Below are 18,977 nucleotides of genomic sequence, written 5' to 3'. Positions count from 1 at the left end.
ATGAACAGCATAGACATTTCTTCGCACACCCCCATGATGCGGCAATACCTTGCCCTGAAGGCCGAGGCGGGTTCGCATCTGCTGTTTTACCGCATGGGCGACTTCTATGAGATGTTCTATGAGGATGCCGAGCGCGGGGCGCGTTTGCTCAATCTCACGCTGACCAAGCGGGGCACGTCCAATGGCGCGCCAATACCCATGGCGGGGGTGCCGTTTCATTCCATGGAAGGCTATCTGGCCCGGCTGGTTGCCATGGGCGAATCGGTGGCTATCTGCGAGCAGATTGGCGATCCGGCCGCAGCCAAGGGGCCGGTAGAGCGCAAAATCGTGCGCATCGTGACGCCGGGCACACTCACTGACGACGCGCTGCTCCCTGCCAAGGCTGATCGCATCATTGCGGCGCTGTGGACGGCACGCGCTAATCGGGCGGAACGCGCGGGGCTGGCATGGATGAACCTGGCGAACGGCGACTTCCGCGTCAGCGAGTGCTTACCCGAGATGCTGGACACCGAGCTGCACCGCATCGACCCGGCTGAGCTGGTGTGCGCCGAATCCCGCCGCATTGCCGCGCACGACGGCATGGCGGTGAGCGCCATCCCCGACTGGCATTTCGAGGCTGATGGCGCCCTGCATGTGCTGCGCGAGCATTTCCAACTCGACTCACTGGCCAGTTTCGGGCTGGACGGCCTGCCGGTGGCCGCTTGCGCGGCCGGGGCGCTGCTGCGCTATGTGGTGCGCACGCAGTCCCAATCGCTGGCGCATGTACAAACGATACGCGTCGACCAGCCGGGCGAATATGTGGTGCTTGATCCAGTCACCCGCAAGAACCTTGAGCTGACGGAAACCATATCGGGGGAGGCATCGCCCACGCTATTCTCAACGCTCGATCATTGCCAGACGCCGATGGGCAGCCGCCTGCTGCGGCGCTGGCTCCATCACCCCTTGCGCGACAATACGCCCGCGCTGCAGCGCCAGCGGGCCATTGCCGCCCTGCTCTCCGCCCCGGGCAGCGACAGCCTTGACGCTGCGCCTCCGCTGGACGCCCTGCGCCGGCTGCTGGACCGCTACCCCGATATCGAACGCATTGCCACGCGCATCTCGCTAGGCTCGGTGCGCCCGCGCGAGCTGGCCAGCCTGCGTGAAGCGCTGGGCCTGCTGCCCGAACTGGCCGCGCGGCTAACCGAATCCTTTGGCTTCGAGCCCGGCATCCTTGCCTATGCGCAGCGCGTCGCACTCAACCCGGCGCTGGCCGATCTGCTGCACCGCGCGATCGACCCTGAGCCCGCGCTGCTGGTGCGCGAAGGCGGCGTGATTGCCGCAGGCTTCGACCAAGAGCTGGACGAGCTTCGCCGGCTGGCGAGCGACAGCGGCGCCTTCCTGATGGAGCTCGAAGCCCGCGAGCGTGAGCGCACCGGCATTACCACGCTGAAGGTGGAATACAACCGCGTGCACGGCTTCTATATCGAGGTATCGCGCGCGCAGGCCGACAAAGTGCCTGCCGAATATCGACGCCGCCAGACGCTCAAGAATGCCGAACGCTACATCACGCCAGAACTGAAAGCCTGGGAAGACAAGGTCTTGTCCGCCAAAGACCGAAGCCTGAGCCGCGAGAAGTGGCTGTTCGACCAAGTGCTGGCGCAGCTTGCCGGCGAGGCGCATGCGCTGTCAGACTGCGCGGCGGCGCTGGCCGCCATCGATGCACTGGCCTCGCTGGCCGAACACGCTCAGCAAAATGACTGGGTCGCACCGGCGCTATCCGAGGGCGGCGACATCATCATCGAGGCGGGCCGACATCCCGTGGTGGAACACACCATTGAGCAGTTCACCCCAAACGACTGCGAGCTTGGCCCACAGCGGCGCATGCTGCTGATCACAGGGCCCAACATGGGTGGTAAATCGACGTACATGCGTCAAGTCGCCCTGATCGCCCTGCTGGCGCGGATAGGCAGTTTCGTGCCGGCGCGCACGGCACGCATCGGCCAGATCGACCGCATTTTCACGCGCATCGGCGCGGCCGATGACCTTGCGGGCGGTCGTTCCACCTTCATGATGGAAATGACCGAGGCCGCCGCGATTCTATCGGCCAGCACGCCTCAGAGCCTGGTGCTGATGGACGAAATCGGGCGCGGCACATCCACCTACGACGGGCTGGCACTGGCGTGGGCCATCGCGCATCGCCTGCTCACGCACAACCAGGCGCTGACGCTGTTCGCCACGCACTACTTCGAGATTACACGCCTGCCATCCGAGTCACCCGGGGCCGCCAATGTACACCTGGCCGCCGCCGAATCGCCCACGGGCATTATTTTCCTGCACGAGGTGCGATCCGGCCCCGCCAGCCGCAGCTATGGTATCCAGGTCGCGCAGCGCGCCGGCATCCCGCAGGCCGTGATCCGACACGCCGCGCGCGAACTCGCCCGGCTGGAGGCCGGCGGCGCGCCCACGCCGCAGTTGGATCTGTTCGCTGCCGCAGCGGCGCCCGACGCCAGCGATACGCCAGCAGACATCCCACAGGCGGACGACGCATTACGAGCCGCACTGGCTGCGATCGACCCCGACCAGCTCACGCCTCGCGAGGCGCTGGACGTGCTTTATCGGCTACGCAACGAACACGTTCAGTGAGCGCACGCACGGTATAGCCTTTGCGCTAGCCCATACTTTCTCCAACCTATTCATCCCCGGCTGACGCGCCGGGGTTCCGGAGCACCACCATGAACACCAACCAGCCCCTGGATCTGCTTGGCGGGCTTGCACCCGAGGCATTCATGCGCCGCTACTGGCAGCGCCAGCCGTTGCTGATCCGCCAGGCGATTCCGGGTTTCAAGCCCTCGCTCTCCATGGCCGATATCCGCCAATTGGTTCGACGCGAAGAGGTCGAGTCGCGCCTGATCTGGCGGGATCAAAAAGGCTGGAACATGAAGCACGGCCCCCTCGCACGCCTGCCCGCCGCGGGCAAGCCCGACTGGACCGCTCTGGCGCAAAGCGTGGACCTGCACGATGACGCCACGGCCGAACTGATGCACCAATTCAGGTTCATCTCGGACGCGCGACTGGACGACGCCATGGTCAGTATCGCCGGCCCTGGCGGCGGTGTGGGGCCGCACTTCGACAGCTATGACGTTTTCCTGCTGCAGGCGCACGGCCGGCGCCGCTGGCGCATCAGCCGTCAACGCGACCTGACGCTGGAGCCTGGCCTTCCGCTCAAGATTCTGCGCCACTTCGAGGCGGAAGAAGAGTACGTGCTGGAGCCGGGCGACATGCTTTACCTGCCCCCGCACGTTGCCCACGACGGTGTGGCGCTGGACGAGTGCATGACGATTTCGATCGGGTTTCGCGCCGCCACGCAGGCAGCGCTGGCCTGTGGCATGCTGGAAGCGGCCAACGACCGCATTATGGCCAGCCTGGGCGAATCGGGCGGCCTGTACGCCAGCCCCGCGCTGCCCGGCCCGGTGCTTTCAGCCGCCTACAAAGACGCAGGTGAGCCGGCCACCGCTCAGCCGGCCGAACTGCCTGCCAGGCTGATTGGCGCAGCCCTGGACGCCGCCAGTAAGATTCGATTCGACGAGCGCCTGGCGACACGCTTCCTGGGCGTCTGGCTGACCGACCCCTCGCCCAATGCCCTGTTCGAACCCGGCGACAGCAGTATGTCGCTGGCCGACGGCCTGCCTGCGGACGGCGCGCTGGCGCTGGACCGCTGCACACGCATGATGTACCGTGACAAGCAGCTTTTCATCAATGGTGAAGTGGCGCCTGTCGCCGCCAGTGCCGCCCTGCGCCGCCTCGCGGACCAGCGCACGCTTGAATGCGCCAGCCCGCTGGCGCGCCGCCTCTCGGTGGCTGAGCGCGAAATGCTGGATGAGTGGCTGGAGGACGGCTGGCTGCATTTTCGCAATGCAACCAGCCCCACACGCTGATGCCGCAAAGGCCTTGCGCAAGCCCTGCATAACGCCCTTCATTACACAATAACGTATCGCAGCCATGGAAATCCGCCAACTTCGCTACTTCATCCGCGTCGTCGAACTGGGCAGCATGGGCAAGGCGGCGCAGGATCTGGGCGTGGTCACCTCGGCACTGAGCCAGCAGATCAGCCGGTTGGAATCCGAACTATCCACCCGCCTGCTGCAGCGCACCTCCACCGGCGTCATCCCCACTGATGCGGGCATTGCCTTCTTCCGGCAGGCTCAGTTGGCACTCAGGCATGTGGACGAGGCCGCGCGCGCCGCACAGCAGGCGCGGCTGTCGGGCCATGTCAGCATCGGCCTGGCTCCTACCACCGCATCCGTCATGGGCCTGCCGCTGATACAAGCCATGCGCGAACGCTACCCCGAGGTGCGGTTTCATGCGGTGGAAGCACTGTCGGGCCATTTGGCAGCCATGCTGAACGCCCGCCAACTGGATCTAGCCATTTTGTTCAACGCGGAAACCGGGCGCCGTTGGTCCACACAGCCACTGCTGGACGAGCGGCTATTCATCATTGCCGCTCAAAACTTCCCTGGCTTTCCAGAGCAAGACCACGCAGCGCTTGCGGATATTGCACACCTGCCTCTGGCGATGCCAACCAATCTGCATGGTCTGCGCGCGTCGCTGGTCACCGCCTGCCGCCAGCAGGGCCTCGAACTGGACATCGCCCTCGAAATCGACTCGCTGGCCATGCTGATGGATGCAGTGCGTGCGGGCATCGTGGCCACCATACAACCCGGCGCCGCCATGGCGCGGCCACGCGCCCACGCCTTCCAAATGGCTGAACTGATCGACGAAGGCCTGATACGCCGCAATCTGCTGGCCAGCCTGTCGGACGAAGAACTTTCCCCCGCCGCACTCGCCACGCGCGTCGTCATGCGCGACGTCGCGCTGGCGCAGGTTCGCCTGGGCAACTGGCAGGGCGCCACTCTTCACGAACCCTGAAGCCCTATTGGCGGCCCAGGGCTGGCGCGGCCCGCTCAACTTCTCTATTCTGCGGCTAACCCGATGCGGTGCGCACGGCATGGCGGCAAACCGTGCCGTGCGCACCGCGCTTTAAGTTTGCACATGAAGAGAAACCATGATTGACGTACTCGTCATAGGCGGCGGCAATGCCGCCCTGTGCGCGGCCCTGATGGCGCGCGAAGCGGGGGCCAGCGTCATGCTGCTGGAATCCGCGCCCAAGGAATGGCGGGGCGGGAACTCGCAGCACACCCGCAACCTGCGCTGCATGCACGATGCGCCGCAGGATGTGCTGGTCGATGCCTATCCTGAAGAAGAGTTCTGGCAAGATTTGCTCAAGGTCACTGGTGGCCAAACCGACGAACACCTGGCCCGGCTGGTGATCCGTGCATCCTCATCCTGTCGAGACTGGATGCGCAAGCATGGCGTGCGCTTCCAGCCTTCCTTGTCGGGGACGCTGCACGTTGCCCGCACCAATGCCTTCTTCATGGGCGGCGGCAAGGCCTTGGTCAACGCCTATTACCTCAGCGCAGAGAAACTGGGCGTGCAGATCCGCTACAACGCAACAGTCGATGCACTTGAACTGGACGACGGCCATTTCGTGGCGGCCCGCATCGGCGACGAACGCATCCCTGCGCGCGCCTGTGTGGTGGCCAGCGGCGGCTTCGAATCCAATCGCGAGTGGCTGCGCGAGGCCTGGGGCCAGAACGAAAACGAAGAATGGCCGGCGGACAACTTCCGCATCCGCGGCACACGCTTCAATATGGGTGTGCTGCTCAAGTACCTGATCGATGCGGGCGCAGACGCCATCGGCGATCCCACTCAGTCGCACTGCGTGGCCATCGACGCACGCGCCCCCCTGTACGACGGCGGCATCTGCACGCGTGTGGACTGCCTCTCGCTGGGCGTGGTTGTCAACAGCGACGCGCAGCGCTTCTACGACGAAGGCGAAGACTTCTGGCCCAAGCGCTACGCAATCTGGGGCCGCCTCGTGGCGCAACAGAAGAACCAGATCGGCTACTCCATTATCGACGCCAAGCCGTGGGGGCTGTTCATGCCGCCGGTCTTTCCGGGTGAACAAGCTGATACGCTGGAAGATCTGGCCGGAAAACTGGGGCTGGACGTCGCCACCTTCATGAAGACCGTCAACGACTTCAATACCGCCTGCCGCGTGGGCACCTTCAATCACCAGGCGCTGGACGACTGCCGCACCGAAGGCCTGACCCCCGCCAAGACGCATTGGGCCCGCCCCCTGGATACGCCCCCCTACTATGCCTTTGCACTGCGCCCCGGCATCACCTTTACCTACCTGGGTGTGAAAGTGAACGACCAGGCCGCTGTGCACTTCGGCGGACAGCCCAGCGGCAATCTGTTTGCTGCCGGTGAAATCATGGCCGGCAATGTGCTCGGCAAAGGCTACACAGCAGGGGTGGGCATGAGCATCGGCACCGCCTTCGGCCGTATCGCGGGCACCCAGGCCGCGCAGGCCGCCCGCCAGCAACACACGACTTCACATGCAGGACAGCATCATGCAGCAGCTTGAAACCCTTACCGAACAGGCCATCCGTTTCATGCCGCACGAGGCGGCCGCACTCACCCCCGAGGAAGCCGAGGTTGACCGCGTCATGACGATTTGCAACGCCTGCCGATATTGCGAAGGCTTCTGTGCGGTGTTTCCGGCCATGACCCGGCTGCTGAAGTTCGGCAAGGCCGATATCCATCACCTTGCCAATGCCTGCCACAACTGTGGCGCCTGCCTGCATGCCTGCCAGTATGCACCGCCCCATGAGTTCATGCTGAACGTACCGCAGGCACTGGCGCGCGCACGCGCGCAAACCTACACCGAATACGCCTGGCCGCGCGCGCTCGGCGGGCTGTACCGGCGCGCAGGCCTGACGGTAGCGCTGGCGCTGGCTGCCGGCCTGGCGCTGTTTCTGGCGCTGGCCGTTGCATTGACCGGCTCACTCTTGCACGAACCGCTGGCAGGAAACTTCTATGCCATTTTTCCGCACAATCTGCTGGCGGCGCTGTTTGGCGCAGTCTTTCTGTTTGCAGTGTTTGCCCTGGGCATGGGCGTGCGGCGCTTTTGGCGGGATATTTCACCCGCGGGCCCCGCGATCCCGCGCAGCGCGGCGGTCGAAGCGACGCGCAACGCGCTGACACTCAAATACCTGGACGGCGGGCACGGCGATGGCTGCAACGACGAAGACGACCGCTACACCCAGCGCCGCCGGATATTCCATCACCTCACCTTCTACGGCTTCATGCTGTGCTTCGCTGCCACGTCGGTGGCAACGCTCTACCACTACGTGCTGAACGACGAAGCGCCCTACCCGCTGTTAAGCCTGCCGGTACAACTGGGACTGTGGGGTGGCATCGGCCTGCTGATCGGGCCGGCCGGGCTGTTCTGGCTCCATCTGGGCCGCCATCCGCTGCATGGCGACGTCAAGCAGCGGCCTATGGATCTGGGCTTCATCGCCTTGCTCTTTATGATCAGCCTGACCGGCCTGGCACTGCTGGCGTGGCGAGACACATCTGCCATGGGGTTGCTGCTGGCCGTGCACTTGGGCTGTGTGATGGCACTGTTCTTGACCATGCCTTATGGCAAGTTTGCACATGGCATTTTTCGCAGCGCCGCGCTGCTCAAGAATGCGGTAGACCGGCGCGCGGCACGCTGACTATGCGCTGAAAACCTGCCACGTCAGCAACAGTGCCGGGATGTACAAGTGCGGACGCGGCGCCGGCTTCGGTCACCGCTGCAGCAGCGCTGCAATGCTGTCCACATCCGGCGCGCCTGGCACTGTATGCGGATGCTGCCTGACCGTATCCCCGAATGCGCTGATCATCCTGAGCATTGGGCTCATGATCCAGGTATTGAACATCAACACATCGCTTTCTTCTTTGGGATCGCTCAGCAGGTTGAACAGATAAGGTGAGGCAAGTTCGGCCGCGTCGGCCTCTGGCTTGGGCTTCCAATTGAAATGCAGTTTCCAGTCGCGCCATTTCACCGCTCGCAAGGCGTTGCCCGCATAATGCAGAAAGCCGTCGCGGGCCGAACGCTGCGCCGCCCCCGTCAGAAAAGCTGTCTGGTCACGCCCGTCTATAGGCCGGTCGCCCGGCGGTAATACCCCACCCATTGATGCCAAGGTCGTAAACAGGTCTGTGACATGCACGATCTCGTTGCTGCATTGGCTGGGGGCGATGCGGCCTGGCCAGCGGGCGATGAAAGGCACACGAAGCCCACCCTCCAGCGCCGTTCTGTATGAGCCCGACCATGGCCCGGCTGTGCCGCGATGCGGCAAGCGATATTCGGGCCCGCTGTCGCTACAGAAAACGATCACCGTATCCTGCGCCATGCCGAGCGAATCGACCGCGTCCACGATCTGGCCGACACGGTGATCCAGCTCCATCCGGCAGTCGGCAACGTCGCCGACTCCGCTGCGGCCTTCGAAATCGGGATGCGGCAGTGCGGAAATGCCCAAATGCGCCAGAGACGCATATAAAAAAAAGGGCTGCCCGCGTGCCTGCTCACGGCGGATAAAATCGATGGAACGTTCAACCACCGATGCCTGGAGCCAGCGATGCGCATGCCGCGTGTAGGGCTTGACGCTATGTGAAGGCTTGCCCTTGCGGCCCCGCAGGATATGCGGCGCAGCCATGATGCTCGCTTGGGCATGCGCCTGTTCGGCCGCCTGGCCCGCAATGCCGTACCACTCGTCGAAGCCGCGATCGATCGGCAGCCGGCCTGGAATATCGCCCAGATACCAATGGCCAAAATGGGCTGTTGCATAACCGCGACCGGCGAGCAGTTGCGCCAGCGTTATCTCGTTTCTGTTCAGACCAACCGGCAAGCCCTGGGGAACCACATGCACGCAACCGGTACGCACAGGATGCCGCCCCGACATCAACGCGGCGCGTGTCGGCGCCCGGTCGTACTCGACATTGAAATTGAGCAAGCGCAGGCCTTGGGATGCGAGGCGGTCGATATTGGGAGTGGGTGCACCGCACAAAACGCCGCCCCCATAACAGCCAAGCTCCCCCCACCCCAGATTGCCTGCAATAATTAAAATGATGTTGGGGCTCGCGTGGCGCATATACAAAAGAACGATATCGCTGTAAGTTACTGATGCACCGAGTGTATAAGCCATTGCGGCACGCTTCGATAACACATCCGGATTTATCGATATTTTTTATTCATGAATTTGACTTTTCGAGATCTGGAGTATTTCCTGACGCTTGCCGCAGTGGGGCACATGGGGCGGGCGGCCGAAATGCATGGCGTTACACAGCCGGCACTGTCCAGGTCGCTCAGCCGCCTTGAAGCCGAAACAGGCCTCACGCTGTTCGATCGCGCGACGCGCCGCATTGTGCTCAACGCGGCGGGGCTGGCGTTTCTGGAACACGCCCAGCGGCTGCATGCGCATTACCAGGAAACCATCCAGCACACCAGCGCCCTGCAAGCCGGGCAGGCAGGGCTGTTGCGCATCGGCGCTACCGGCGCCACGCTGGACACTTTGGTGGCACCGGCCCTGGCGTCGCTTCAGCCACGCCGACCCGCCATGAGAGCCACGCTCACCGTGGGGCTGTCAGACGATTTGCTGGAGCGTCTCACTCACGGAGATCTGGATCTTGCGGTTGTGCCCATTTATGGCCAGTACACCGCCAGTCTGAACTGTCGTGTCCTGCTGCGGGACCAATTGGTCATTATTGTGCGACGCACGCACGCTCTGGCTGGCTGCGGCACGCTCAAACCCGAACAATTGCTCGCTTACCCTTGGGTTCTACCTTTGCCCTCAGCCTGGATCCGCGATCAATTGTCGCAGTACTTCGCTGCCCGCGGACTGCCTGACCCCAAGGCGGCACTGGAACTGCCCTTTCTGTCCACAGGCACGCTCAATGCCATCGCCACCACCGACCTCGTGATCCTTGCACCTGACTCGATCGTGGATGGCCCCCTGCGGGAACACTTCACGGTACTGCCCATTGATTTCAAGCTCGAACGCCAGATCTGTGTCCTGACTCGGCAAAACTGCCGCTGGACACCGCTTATGCAGGAATTGGATGAAGCATTGAGCGCCACGCATCCGCCATAAGCCTGAGCTATATGGAAATAAAAAACGCGTTGTTCCGTGCATTTGACGCGCTCCCTAGAATGACGAAATGCCTTCAAAACCGGGAACGCCCATGCTTGCACCAACCCTACTCAATGAATCCACGCAACTTGCCGTTGCGGATCTCGCCCAAGGGCTGGATACCGACGCGCTGACCTGGCTGTCCGGTTATTTTGCCGGCGTCGCCCGGGCGCGCACGCAGCCAGCGGCAGCCATATCCACAGCCGCGCAGCCTCCCGTTGCACCGGTGGCGGAGGCCGCCGGCGATCGTCAAATCACCATTCTGTATGGCAGCCAAACCGGCAACGCTAAACGCGTGGCCGAAGCGCTGTTGCAGCGTCTGCACGCAGAAAACCTATCAGCGCGCCTGGTACGGGCCGACCGCTACGCCACCCGCGAACTCAAGGACGAGCATTACCTGTACGTGGTCATGAGCACGCAGGGCGATGGCGAGCCGCCTGACGATTCCTTGGCATTCGTCGAGTTCCTGAACAGTCGCCGCGCGCCCAAGCTGCCCCAACTGAAATATGCGGTGCTGGGGCTGGGCGATTCCAGCTACCCCGATTTCTGCGGCATCTCGCAGCGTATCGACGCGCGCCTGGAGGCACTGGGTGCGCAACGCATACGCGAGGCGGGAGCGGCCGATCTGGACATCGATACCGTTGCGGCGCCCTGGCGCGAAGACGTTCTGGCGTATGCCCGCAAAGAACTGGACCGCAACGGGGCGGCCCGGCAAGCCCGCGCCGGCACGGTTACACCGCTGCGGCCCAAGGCACCGACGGTCACGCGCGAGCAGCCCTTTCTGGCTGAAGTACTGTTGAACCAGCCCATTACTGGCCGCGACAGCGATAAAGACATCCGCCATATCGAGATCTCACTGGCGGGCAGTCATCTCAGTTACCAGCCCGGCGATGCGTTGGGCGTATGGCCCAAGCAGTCGGACGAACTGGTGGAGCGTGTGCTGCAAACGCTAGCCCTCGATGGCGCCGAAGACGTTGCGATCAACGGTGCGCGCCGCACGCTGCGCGAATGGTTGCAGGGTCATCGCGAGCTCACGCAGATCACACGGCCCTTCCTGGTCGCGCTGGCAGCGCGCGCCGGCAGCGACAGCCTGGACGCCCTGCTGCGCCCGGAAGGGGCGCAGGAACTGCGCGCCTTGTTCGAATCGCGCCAGCTGATCGATGTATTGCGTGCCTGGCCTGCTGCATGGACGGCTGAAGAGCTTGTACAGGCGCTGCGCCCCCTGGCGCCCCGCATGTATTCCATTGCGTCCAGCCAGTCAGCGGTGGACGATGAGGTGCACCTGACGCTGGCCCATGTCGCGTATGAACAGGACGGTGAACAGCGCTGGGGGGTTGCCTCCCACTTCCTGTCCACCTTGGAAGAAGGCAGCCAGGTACCCGTGTTTGTGGAAGAGAATTCGCGCTTCCGCCTGCCCGAAGACGGCAACCGCGATGTCATCATGATTGGGCCCGGTACTGGCGTTGCGCCCTTCCGTGCGTTTGTGCAGGAACGCGCCGCCGCAGGCGCCGCAGGCCGCAACTGGCTGTTCTTCGGCAACCCCCATTTTGCGTCGGATTTTCTTTACCAGCTCGAATGGCAGCGAGCCCTGGCCGATGGTGAGCTCCACCGGATGGACGTCGCTTTCTCTCGTGATCAAGCCGGGAAGGTGTACGTTCAGGATCGCATGCTGGAGCATGCCGCCGAGTTGTACGAATGGATCGAGAACGGCGCGCATGTTTATGTGTGCGGCGATGCGACACGTATGGCGCGTGATGTGCAGGATGCGCTGCTGCGGATTGCCCGGCAGGAAGGCGCACTGGATGACGATGCCGCCCGCGCGTGGCTGGACAACCTTGCCGCACAGGGCCGCTACGCCCGCGACGTTTATTGAACCCGCAGCAGATCAGGATAAACATGGACACCCTCAGCAAGGAGCCGGGCACCCCGGCCCCAGACGCCCCGCTCTCTCACCTGGAAGAAATCAAGATCCGCAGCCGCCATCTGCGCGGCACAATACAAGAGGGATTGGACGATCCGCTCACTGGCGCCATCAGCGATGACGACAACAAGCTGCTCAAGTTCCACGGCAGCTACCAGCAGGACGACCGCGACATCCGCGACGAGCGGCGGCGCCAGAAGCTGGAGCCGGCCTATTCCTTCATGGTGCGTGCACGCCTGCCGGGAGGCGTCGTCACACCCGCGCAATGGCTGGCCTTTGACGACATTGCTCGCGATTACGCGACGCGCGGCCTGCGCATCACAACACGCCAGACCTTTCAGTGGCACGGCATCATCAAAAACAAGCTCAAGCCCACAATGCAGGCCATTCACGACGCCATGGCCACTACCATCGCCGCCTGCGGCGACGTCAATCGCCAAGTGGTCTGCTCGGTCAACCCGCATTTGTCCAGCCAGCATGCCCTGGCATGGGAATGGGCCTGCAAGCTGTCGGACTACTTTATTCCCCGTACACGCGCCTATCACGAGATTTGGCTCAACGGCGAAAAGCTCACCGGTGAGCCCGAAGAAGAGCCCATCTACGGCGATACCTACCTGCCGCGCAAATTCAAGATCGGCCTGGCAATACCGCCCACCAATGACGTCGACGTCTTCGCCCAGGACTTGGGCTTGATTGCCATCATTGAAAACGGTGTATTGCAGGGCTTCAATGTGGCCGTGGGCGGCGGCATGGGCGCCACGCATGGCGACGCCACCACTTACCCGCGGCTGGGCAGCCTGATCGGCTTTGCGACACCCGAGCAGTTGATTGCTATCGCCGAAGCCGTTATCACCACGCAGCGCGATTTCGGCAATCGCGTCGAACGCCAGCATGCGCGCCTGAAGTACACCATCGATCACAATGGCCTGGAATGGTTCGCCAAGCAAGTACAGGAGCGCGCAGGCATCACGCTGGCACCGGCACGCCCCTATCGCTTCCTTCGCAATGGCGACCGCTACGGCTGGGAGCGGGGCGAGGACGGCCGCTGGCATCTGGGCCTATACATCGAATCGGGTCGCCTTTGGGACCAGGGAGCGCAACGCCTGCAGACGGGCGTACGCGAGATCGCCAAGGTACTCGACGGCGAGCTCCGCATGACCTGTAACCAGAACTTGGTGATTGCGAATGTCGCTGAGGCAGACCGGGCGCAGATCGATGCACTGGTCGACCAATATGGCCTGGACGGCTACAAAAACCAGAGCGGTATCCGCCGCCACAGCATTGCCTGTGTAGCCCTGCCCACCTGTGGCCTGGCCATGGCTGAAAGCGAACGTTATGCCCCCGAATTGCTGCCCCGGCTGGAGGCCCTGCTGGATCGCCACGGCCTGCTCGACGCGCCCATACTGCTGCGAATTTCTGGCTGTCCCAACGGCTGCGCGCGGCCCTATCTGGCCGAGATAGCCTTGGTGGGCCGGGCGCTGGGGCGTTACGACCTGCGTCTGGGATCAGACTTTACCGGCGAGCGGCTCAACGTGGTATACCGTGAAAATATCGCCGAACCGGAGATACTGCAGGCGCTGGACGAGTTGTTCGGCCGTTATGCGCGGGAACGTCAGCTCGATGAAAAATTCGGAGATTTCCTTGTCCGCACCGCCGTGCTGCCGGAACCCGGCCAGAATTTGCGTCCCATTATGCTGAACGCGTCATCAGTACGGCCGTAAGCATCTTCGGCAGGGGTGCTTCGGCTGCGGCGCTTCGGGCATGGCGCTTCCGGCATGGCGCCATAAGCCGATGCACCTAGCGCGCACGGCCGCCTCCACTGCTTCTCACTGCCTTCATCGCTATAGAGTTCTCATGCGTCTGTTCCCTCTTTTCGCCGACCTTGCCCGACGGCCGGTGCTGGTCATTGGCGGCGGCATTGTCGCCGAGCGCAAAATCAACAGCCTGATGGCCTCGGATGCCCAGGTGACTGTCGGATCGCCCGATCTCACGGACGCGCTTCGGATCTTGGTGCGTCACGGCCGCATCCAGCATCTGGAAGGCGCTTTTGAGCCCGCCTGGCTGAAGGGGGCTTGGCTGGTCATCGCCGCAACCGACGATCGCGCGCTGAATCGGCGGATCGCCGACCTTGCCGATGAGCGCCGTCAGTTCATCAATGTGGTCGATGACCCCGAGCTGTCTTCCTTTCACGTCCCCGCCATCGTCGACCGCGCGCCGCTGACCATTGCCATCTCATCGGCGGGCCATGCACCCGTGCTGGCGCGCCGCGTGCGCGAACGGCTGGAAAGCCTGTTCGACCACAGCCTGGGCGCACTCGGTGCCTTGGCCGCGCGCTACCGGCCGGCTATCCGCAAGGCGCGCCCCGATATGCGTCAGCGCCGCGCCTTCTACGACTGGATGATGGACGGACCGGTGTGGGACGCGCTGCGCCATGAACGGCCTGAGGAAGCCCAATCGCTGATGGATCAGGCATTGGCCGGCGCCGTTGCCGCGCCGCAGGGCAAAGTGGTGTTGGTCGGTGCAGGGCCGGGCGATCCGGGCCTGCTCACACTCAAGGCCTTGCGCGCACTGAATGAAGCCGACGTCATCCTGTACGACCGCTTGGTCTCGCCCGAGGTGCTGGCGCTCGCGCGTCGCGACGCCATCCAGATCGCAGTGGGCAAACGGCCTGGCGAAAACCACGACGCCACTCAGGCACGTATCCATGCCCTGATGCTCGAACACGCGCGCCAGGGCAGCCTGGTGGTGCGGCTCAAGGGCGGCGATGCCTTTGTGTTCGGGCGCGGCGGCGAAGAGCTGCAGTTTTTGCGCGCGCACAACGTGCCCTATGAAGTGGTGCCAGGCATCACGGCCGCCCTTGCCTGTGCGGCCTACGCGGGCATCCCCCTTACTCATCGCGATCACGCGCAGTCGGTAACGCTGGTTACCGCGCACTGTCGGGAAGGAAGCATGGTGGAAGACTGGGCATCGCTGGCGCGCAATGGCCAGACATTAGCCTTTTACATGCCGGTCAGCCAGTTGGATTGGCTGGCGGCCCAGCTGATTGCGTACGGGCGCGGGGGCGATACGCCGTTTGCACTCGTGGAAAACGGCACTCGCCCCTCACAGCGCGTCGTCCAGGGCACACTGGCCACGTTGCAGGCCATGGCGGCCGAACACAGCGTGGCCTCGCCAGCGCTGCTGCTGGTGGGCGAAGTAACTGCCTTGGCCGCCGAATTGCAATGGTTCGGCGCCACAGCCAACACCAACGCCAACACCAACACCGCTGCCATGGCCGAGCCCGCCTGACCGCTTTCAGGCAACTTCCGGCTTGAGGATGTAAAAAAAGGGGCTGCAGTGAACTGCAGCCCCTCTTTTTTACATCGTCTACAGCAATGGGCCAGCGAGCCGGCCCAAAGGCTATTTCATGTGCTTGGACAACACTGACAGGATGCGGCGTGCCGTGTCTGTCTGTTGCGGCTGGCCGGCAGCGTCGCGCACCGTGACGACCGAGCTTCCGCCCTGACCGGCCACGTGAATGCGCAGGCTTGCCGCCTCGGCGGTATTCTTGCCGCCGAACAACCGGCCAATGAAGTTCTGCTGCTCGATCTTCTCGCCCGTGTCGCTGTCAAGATAGCGGATGAAATAATCGCCTGTGGAACGATCGCGATCCGAAACCTGGAAACCGGCCGAATCAATGCCCACACCCACACGGCGCCAGGCGCGATCGAAGCTTTCGTTCAGCAGTATTGAGGTGTTTCCCTCTTGCATCTGCGCAACCTGCACCGCCTCGGGATCCCGCTCAGCCTGCGCAACCATCTGCCGGGCACGCTCGACATCGGTACCCAGGTAGACCATAAGCCGCGCCAGCATAGCAGCGTTCAAGCCTGGATCTTCCTTGCCGTATACCCATTTCCAGCCGGAACCGTCGGAAGTTTGGGTTTCTTCCATGTGCTCGTGGCTGATGTAGATCTCGGTTTTGCCATTGACACGCTCGAGACGGGTGCGAAAGCGTTCGCGCTCGCCGCTGTCGTACACCGTATCGAGGATGGCACCGAGCGCGGAACGGATCCAGCCCTCGGGGATCTTGGCACGGTTTTCGGCCCAGTCGGTTTGCATCAGGCCAGCTTTGGGATCTTGCGTGTTGAGCGTAAAGCCCTGATCGCCCCAGAATTCGACCACATGGGAATAAACGTCTTCAGGCGGACGATCGACTTCGAGCCAGCGCAAGTCGCCATCGCGCATGACACGAATGCCTTCGGCCTGCGGCAGAACACGATTTTGCGCACCCGCCGCCTGCTGCGCCTGCTGCGCTGTCGCGTATTGGCTGAAGGAGGCTGTGCCTTCGGGCGCGCGGTAGCGCGCTTCAGCATTGGCCTGGGTGAGATCGGGCGGAATGCTTAGCGGCTCACCCCGCACTGTGCTTTTGTAATCCACCGGCTCTTCGGCGCCGGTAAGCTGGTTGACGGCAGAGCAGCCGGCAAGCAGGATGGCGCTAAGGCCAACCGCAAGCCCGGCGCGTTTGCTGATACGCATGTTCATCATTAAATCAGGCCCGCTTCTTTCATTGCATTGCGCACAACATCGTGATGCTGGGCATTCAGGGGAGTCATGGGCAAGCGGTAGCCGAGCTGGGTGAGCCCAAGCTGTGCCACCGCCCATTTGACGGGGATGGGGTTGGCTTCGACAAACAACACTTTGTTGAGCCGTGCCAGGACGCCGTTAAGCTCGCGTGTACGGATGCCGTCACCCGCGATGGCCGCCATGCAAAGTTCGTGCATCAGGCGCGGCGCCACGTTGGCCGTCACGGAGATGTTGCCATGGCCGCCCAGCAGCATCAGGGCGGCAGCTGTGGCGTCGTCGCCGCTGAACACCTGAAATGACGCGGGGACGTCGCGCAGCAGCAAGGCGCCGCGGCCGATATCGCCCGTGGCGTCTTTGATGCCGATAATACCTGGCACCTGCGCCAGACGCACCACGGTTTCGTGAGCCAGATCGGCTACCGTACGGCCGGGGACGTTATACAGCACCATTGGCAGATCAACCGCTTCGGCAATGGTGCGGAAGTGCTGGTAGAGCCCTTCCTGGCTGGGCTTGTTGTAGTAAGGCACCACGGACAGGCCAGCCTGCGCGCCTACCTTGGCAGCGTGGCGCGACAGTTCGACACCTTCGGAGGTGGAGTTGCCGCCGGTGCCCGCAATGACGGGAATGCGCCCGGCCGAGTGCGCAACCGCAGCGCTGATCAGTTCTGCGTGTTCGTCGACGTCGACCGTAGGTGATTCGCCGGACGTACCCACAACGACCAGCGCATCGGTGCCTTCAGCGATATGCCAGTCGATCAGTTTTCGATAGGCGTCGAAATCGAGACTGCCGTCAGGATGCATGGGCGTAATCAGTGCCACCATGCTGCCCCCGAACAGGGGGGCCGGCGAATCCGTGCTTGTTGCCATGATAGGAAGTATCTCCTTGGGGCCCGCCAAAGCGGGCATGTGCCTGTAACGAAAAACGAATGGGACGCTATCGCAGCCCTAAATCGACAAGTTTACCGGATTGGCGCCGCAAATCTACAAAAACCAGCTGACGATCGCCTGCCCAAGGGCCAGAAACGGCTGGAGCAGCGCCCACAGAATACCGGTGAACATCAGGATAACGACAATCAGCAAACCATAGGGCTCGATGCGCGAGTAGTGCCATGCAGCTTTGGACGGCAGCAGGCTGAACAGGATGCGCCCCCCATCCAGCGGCGGAAGGGGAAACAGGTTCAGAGCCATTAGCACCAGGTTCACCTGTATGCCTGCAATACACATCTGCACCCAGAAGTTGTCGTGCGTGGCGCCTGATTCGGCCAACAAGCGCAAGCTGATTGCCCAGACGACCGCCATGACGAGGTTGGATGCGGGGCCCGCCAGCGCCACCCAGAGCATGTCGCGCTTGGGGCGGCGCAGCTTGCCCCAGTCTACCGGCACGGGCTTGGCCCAGCCGAACAATAGCCCGCCACCGCCCAACAACTTGGTGGTGAATAACAGCACGAGCGGCACAATAATGGTGCCGACCGGATCGATGTGCTTGATGGGATTGAGCGTGACCCGCCCCATCTGCCAGGCGGTAGGGTCGCCGAACAAGCGCGCGACGTAGCCGTGGGCCGCCTCGTGCAAGGTGATGCCGAACAGCACCGGCAAGGCGTAAACCGTAATGATCTGTATCAGGGAATCCATGGAGTCCGGGAGTGTGCCGCCGTACAGGCCGGCGGCCTACCGGAGTATGGCATGAGAAAAAGGAAAAAGTTCGCCCGGCTTTCAGGCCAGCCCCAGGGTGGCGGGATCGCCCCGCCCCTGGCGTGTCACCTCGGGCGCGGGACCGCTCAGATCAATCACAGTAGTGTGGGACAGCGGGCAGGCGCCGCCATCGATGACCGCGGCAAGCTGGTTGCCGTAGCGGTCAAAAATGATCTGGGCGTCGTTAAGGGGCTCGGTTTCGCCCTCTGGAATCAGCGTCGTGGACATCAGTGCAGAGCCGGCTGCCTCGACAAGCGCCAATGTGATCCGATGATCGGGCACGCGGATGCCGATGGTTTTGCGCGATGGATGCGATACCCGGCGCGGCACTTCGCGCGTGGCTTCGAGGATGAACGTCCAGGGGCCGGGCGTGGCCATTTTAAGAAAGCGGTACTGTTTGTTGTCGACGCGCGCAAAGTGGCTGATCTCGGCCAGATCGCGGCATAGCAGCGTAAGATGGTGGCGTTCGTCAAGCCCCCGCAGCCGCCGTAAGGCCTGGGCAGCCTGGGGGTCGTCAAGCCGGGCGACAACGGCATAACTGGAATCGGTGGGGACAGCGACGAGGCCGCCTTTTGCGAGAAGATCGCCAGCCTGTTTAAGCAGGCGGGATTGTGGATTTTCTGGGTGAACGACGAATAATTGTGCCATTTAACTTATCCTAACACTCTCGAAGAGTGAGTGTAGTGATCAACGTCGCTGCGGGCAATAAAATCAACCCACAGCCAGTATACCGGAGCCGCGCCGCGG

At 63.1% G+C, this 18,977-nt stretch carries 14 protein-coding genes; 9 read left to right on the top strand and 5 right to left on the bottom strand.

Annotated features, from left to right (window positions below):
* The 5 genes from mutS (at nucleotide 1) to tcuB (ending at nucleotide 7,601) form a co-directional block, all read left to right on the top strand.
* Entirely contained in the window at nucleotides 1-2,622 is a 2,622-nt protein-coding gene (mutS, locus tag LOL23_RS13880; RefSeq protein ID WP_237173751.1) for a DNA mismatch repair protein MutS, read from the top strand.
* An 89-nt stretch (nucleotides 2,623-2,711) separates the two neighbouring features.
* Nucleotides 2,712-3,914 carry a cupin domain-containing protein gene (locus LOL23_RS13875; RefSeq protein WP_160978992.1) on the top strand — a complete coding sequence of 401 codons (1,203 nt, stop codon included), beginning with the start codon at nucleotides 2,712-2,714 and terminating at the stop codon, nucleotides 3,912-3,914.
* A 64-nt stretch (nucleotides 3,915-3,978) separates the two neighbouring features.
* Nucleotides 3,979-4,905: a LysR family transcriptional regulator gene (locus LOL23_RS13870; RefSeq protein WP_160978990.1), complete on the top strand. Its 927-nt coding sequence runs from the start codon at nucleotides 3,979-3,981 to the stop codon at nucleotides 4,903-4,905.
* Nucleotides 4,906-5,041: 136 nt separating this feature from the next.
* A complete protein-coding gene (gene tcuA / locus LOL23_RS13865) occupies nucleotides 5,042-6,466 on the top strand; it encodes an FAD-dependent tricarballylate dehydrogenase TcuA (RefSeq protein WP_237173750.1) in 1,425 nt (474 codons plus the stop codon).
* The gene (tcuB, locus tag LOL23_RS13860; RefSeq protein ID WP_160978986.1) at nucleotides 6,453-7,601 is read left to right on the top strand and encodes a tricarballylate utilization 4Fe-4S protein TcuB; all 1,149 of its coding nucleotides are present in this window, start codon (nucleotides 6,453-6,455) and stop codon (nucleotides 7,599-7,601) included. The genes tcuA and tcuB overlap by 14 nt, the downstream gene beginning before the upstream one ends.
* A 72-nt stretch (nucleotides 7,602-7,673) precedes the next feature.
* Here the strand turns inward: tcuB and LOL23_RS13855 are convergent, their stop codons facing one another.
* Nucleotides 7,674-9,017, bottom strand: coding sequence for a sulfatase-like hydrolase/transferase (locus LOL23_RS13855; protein WP_160979326.1), 1,344 nt, complete (start codon nucleotides 9,015-9,017; stop codon nucleotides 7,674-7,676).
* Between the two features lie 102 nt (nucleotides 9,018-9,119).
* Here LOL23_RS13855 and LOL23_RS13850 point away from each other — a divergent pair, with 102 nt between their 5' ends.
* The 4 genes from LOL23_RS13850 to cysG all read left to right on the top strand — a co-directional run bounded on the left by LOL23_RS13850 (nucleotide 9,120) and on the right by cysG (nucleotide 15,264).
* Entirely contained in the window at nucleotides 9,120-10,016 is an 897-nt protein-coding gene (locus tag LOL23_RS13850) for a LysR family transcriptional regulator (protein ID WP_160978984.1), read from the top strand.
* 91 nt (nucleotides 10,017-10,107) lie between these two features.
* A complete protein-coding gene (locus LOL23_RS13845) occupies nucleotides 10,108-11,928 on the top strand; it encodes an assimilatory sulfite reductase (NADPH) flavoprotein subunit (RefSeq protein WP_160978982.1) in 1,821 nt (606 codons plus the stop codon).
* 23 nt (nucleotides 11,929-11,951) lie between these two features.
* Nucleotides 11,952-13,697 carry an assimilatory sulfite reductase (NADPH) hemoprotein subunit gene (gene cysI, locus LOL23_RS13840; protein ID WP_160978980.1) on the top strand — a complete coding sequence of 582 codons (1,746 nt, stop codon included), beginning with the start codon at nucleotides 11,952-11,954 and terminating at the stop codon, nucleotides 13,695-13,697.
* A gap of 133 nt (nucleotides 13,698-13,830) precedes the next feature.
* Nucleotides 13,831-15,264, top strand: a complete 1,434-nt coding sequence (gene cysG / locus LOL23_RS13835) for a siroheme synthase CysG (protein ID WP_160978978.1) — start codon at nucleotides 13,831-13,833, stop codon at nucleotides 15,262-15,264.
* Nucleotides 15,265-15,375: 111 nt separating this feature from the next.
* On the opposite strand, the gene bamC is transcribed toward cysG, so the two are convergent.
* The 4 genes from bamC to LOL23_RS13815 all read right to left on the bottom strand — a co-directional run bounded on the left by bamC (nucleotide 15,376) and on the right by LOL23_RS13815 (nucleotide 18,878).
* Nucleotides 15,376-16,491: an NlpB/DapX family lipoprotein gene (bamC, locus tag LOL23_RS13830; protein WP_439652099.1), complete on the bottom strand. Its 1,116-nt coding sequence runs from the start codon at nucleotides 16,489-16,491 to the stop codon at nucleotides 15,376-15,378.
* A gap of 8 nt (nucleotides 16,492-16,499) precedes the next feature.
* Nucleotides 16,500-17,405 (bottom strand): 4-hydroxy-tetrahydrodipicolinate synthase, encoded by a 906-nt coding sequence (gene dapA / locus LOL23_RS13825; RefSeq protein ID WP_160978976.1) that lies wholly within the window; start codon nucleotides 17,403-17,405, stop codon nucleotides 16,500-16,502.
* 114 nt (nucleotides 17,406-17,519) lie between these two features.
* Nucleotides 17,520-18,170, bottom strand: a complete 651-nt coding sequence (locus tag LOL23_RS13820) for a site-2 protease family protein (protein WP_160978974.1) — start codon at nucleotides 18,168-18,170, stop codon at nucleotides 17,520-17,522.
* An 81-nt stretch (nucleotides 18,171-18,251) separates the two neighbouring features.
* Nucleotides 18,252-18,878 carry an L-threonylcarbamoyladenylate synthase gene (locus LOL23_RS13815; RefSeq protein ID WP_160978972.1) on the bottom strand — a complete coding sequence of 209 codons (627 nt, stop codon included), beginning with the start codon at nucleotides 18,876-18,878 and terminating at the stop codon, nucleotides 18,252-18,254.
* Nucleotides 18,879-18,977: the final 99 nt, after the last annotated feature.

Source organism: Paracandidimonas lactea, from assembly GCF_021653995.1.
GTDB lineage: Bacteria > Pseudomonadota > Gammaproteobacteria > Burkholderiales > Burkholderiaceae_B > Allopusillimonas > Allopusillimonas lactea.
Note: the sequence above shows the minus strand (reverse complement) of the source record. Positions and strands in the feature narration are given on the sequence as shown.

Excerpts from the sequence above, each read along its gene's own strand:
- mutS (WP_237173751.1), top strand. The coding sequence starts at position 1 with ATGAACAGCATAGACATTTCTTCGCACACCCCCATGATGCGGCAATAC.
- LOL23_RS13875 (WP_160978992.1), top strand. The coding sequence starts at position 2,712 with ATGAACACCAACCAGCCCCTGGATCTGCTTGGCGGGCTTGCACCCGAG.
- LOL23_RS13870 (WP_160978990.1), top strand. The coding sequence starts at position 3,979 with ATGGAAATCCGCCAACTTCGCTACTTCATCCGCGTCGTCGAACTGGGC.
- tcuA (WP_237173750.1), top strand. The coding sequence starts at position 5,042 with ATGATTGACGTACTCGTCATAGGCGGCGGCAATGCCGCCCTGTGCGCG.
- tcuB (WP_160978986.1), top strand. The coding sequence starts at position 6,453 with ATGCAGCAGCTTGAAACCCTTACCGAACAGGCCATCCGTTTCATGCCG.
- LOL23_RS13855 (WP_160979326.1), bottom strand. The coding sequence starts at position 9,017 with ATGCGCCACGCGAGCCCCAACATCATTTTAATTATTGCAGGCAATCTG.
- LOL23_RS13850 (WP_160978984.1), top strand. The coding sequence starts at position 9,120 with ATGAATTTGACTTTTCGAGATCTGGAGTATTTCCTGACGCTTGCCGCA.
- LOL23_RS13845 (WP_160978982.1), top strand. The coding sequence starts at position 10,108 with ATGCTTGCACCAACCCTACTCAATGAATCCACGCAACTTGCCGTTGCG.
- cysI (WP_160978980.1), top strand. The coding sequence starts at position 11,952 with ATGGACACCCTCAGCAAGGAGCCGGGCACCCCGGCCCCAGACGCCCCG.
- cysG (WP_160978978.1), top strand. The coding sequence starts at position 13,831 with ATGCGTCTGTTCCCTCTTTTCGCCGACCTTGCCCGACGGCCGGTGCTG.
- bamC (WP_439652099.1), bottom strand. The coding sequence starts at position 16,491 with ATGCGTATCAGCAAACGCGCCGGGCTTGCGGTTGGCCTTAGCGCCATC.
- dapA (WP_160978976.1), bottom strand. The coding sequence starts at position 17,405 with ATGGCAACAAGCACGGATTCGCCGGCCCCCCTGTTCGGGGGCAGCATG.
- LOL23_RS13820 (WP_160978974.1), bottom strand. The coding sequence starts at position 18,170 with ATGGATTCCCTGATACAGATCATTACGGTTTACGCCTTGCCGGTGCTG.
- LOL23_RS13815 (WP_160978972.1), bottom strand. The coding sequence starts at position 18,878 with ATGGCACAATTATTCGTCGTTCACCCAGAAAATCCACAATCCCGCCTG.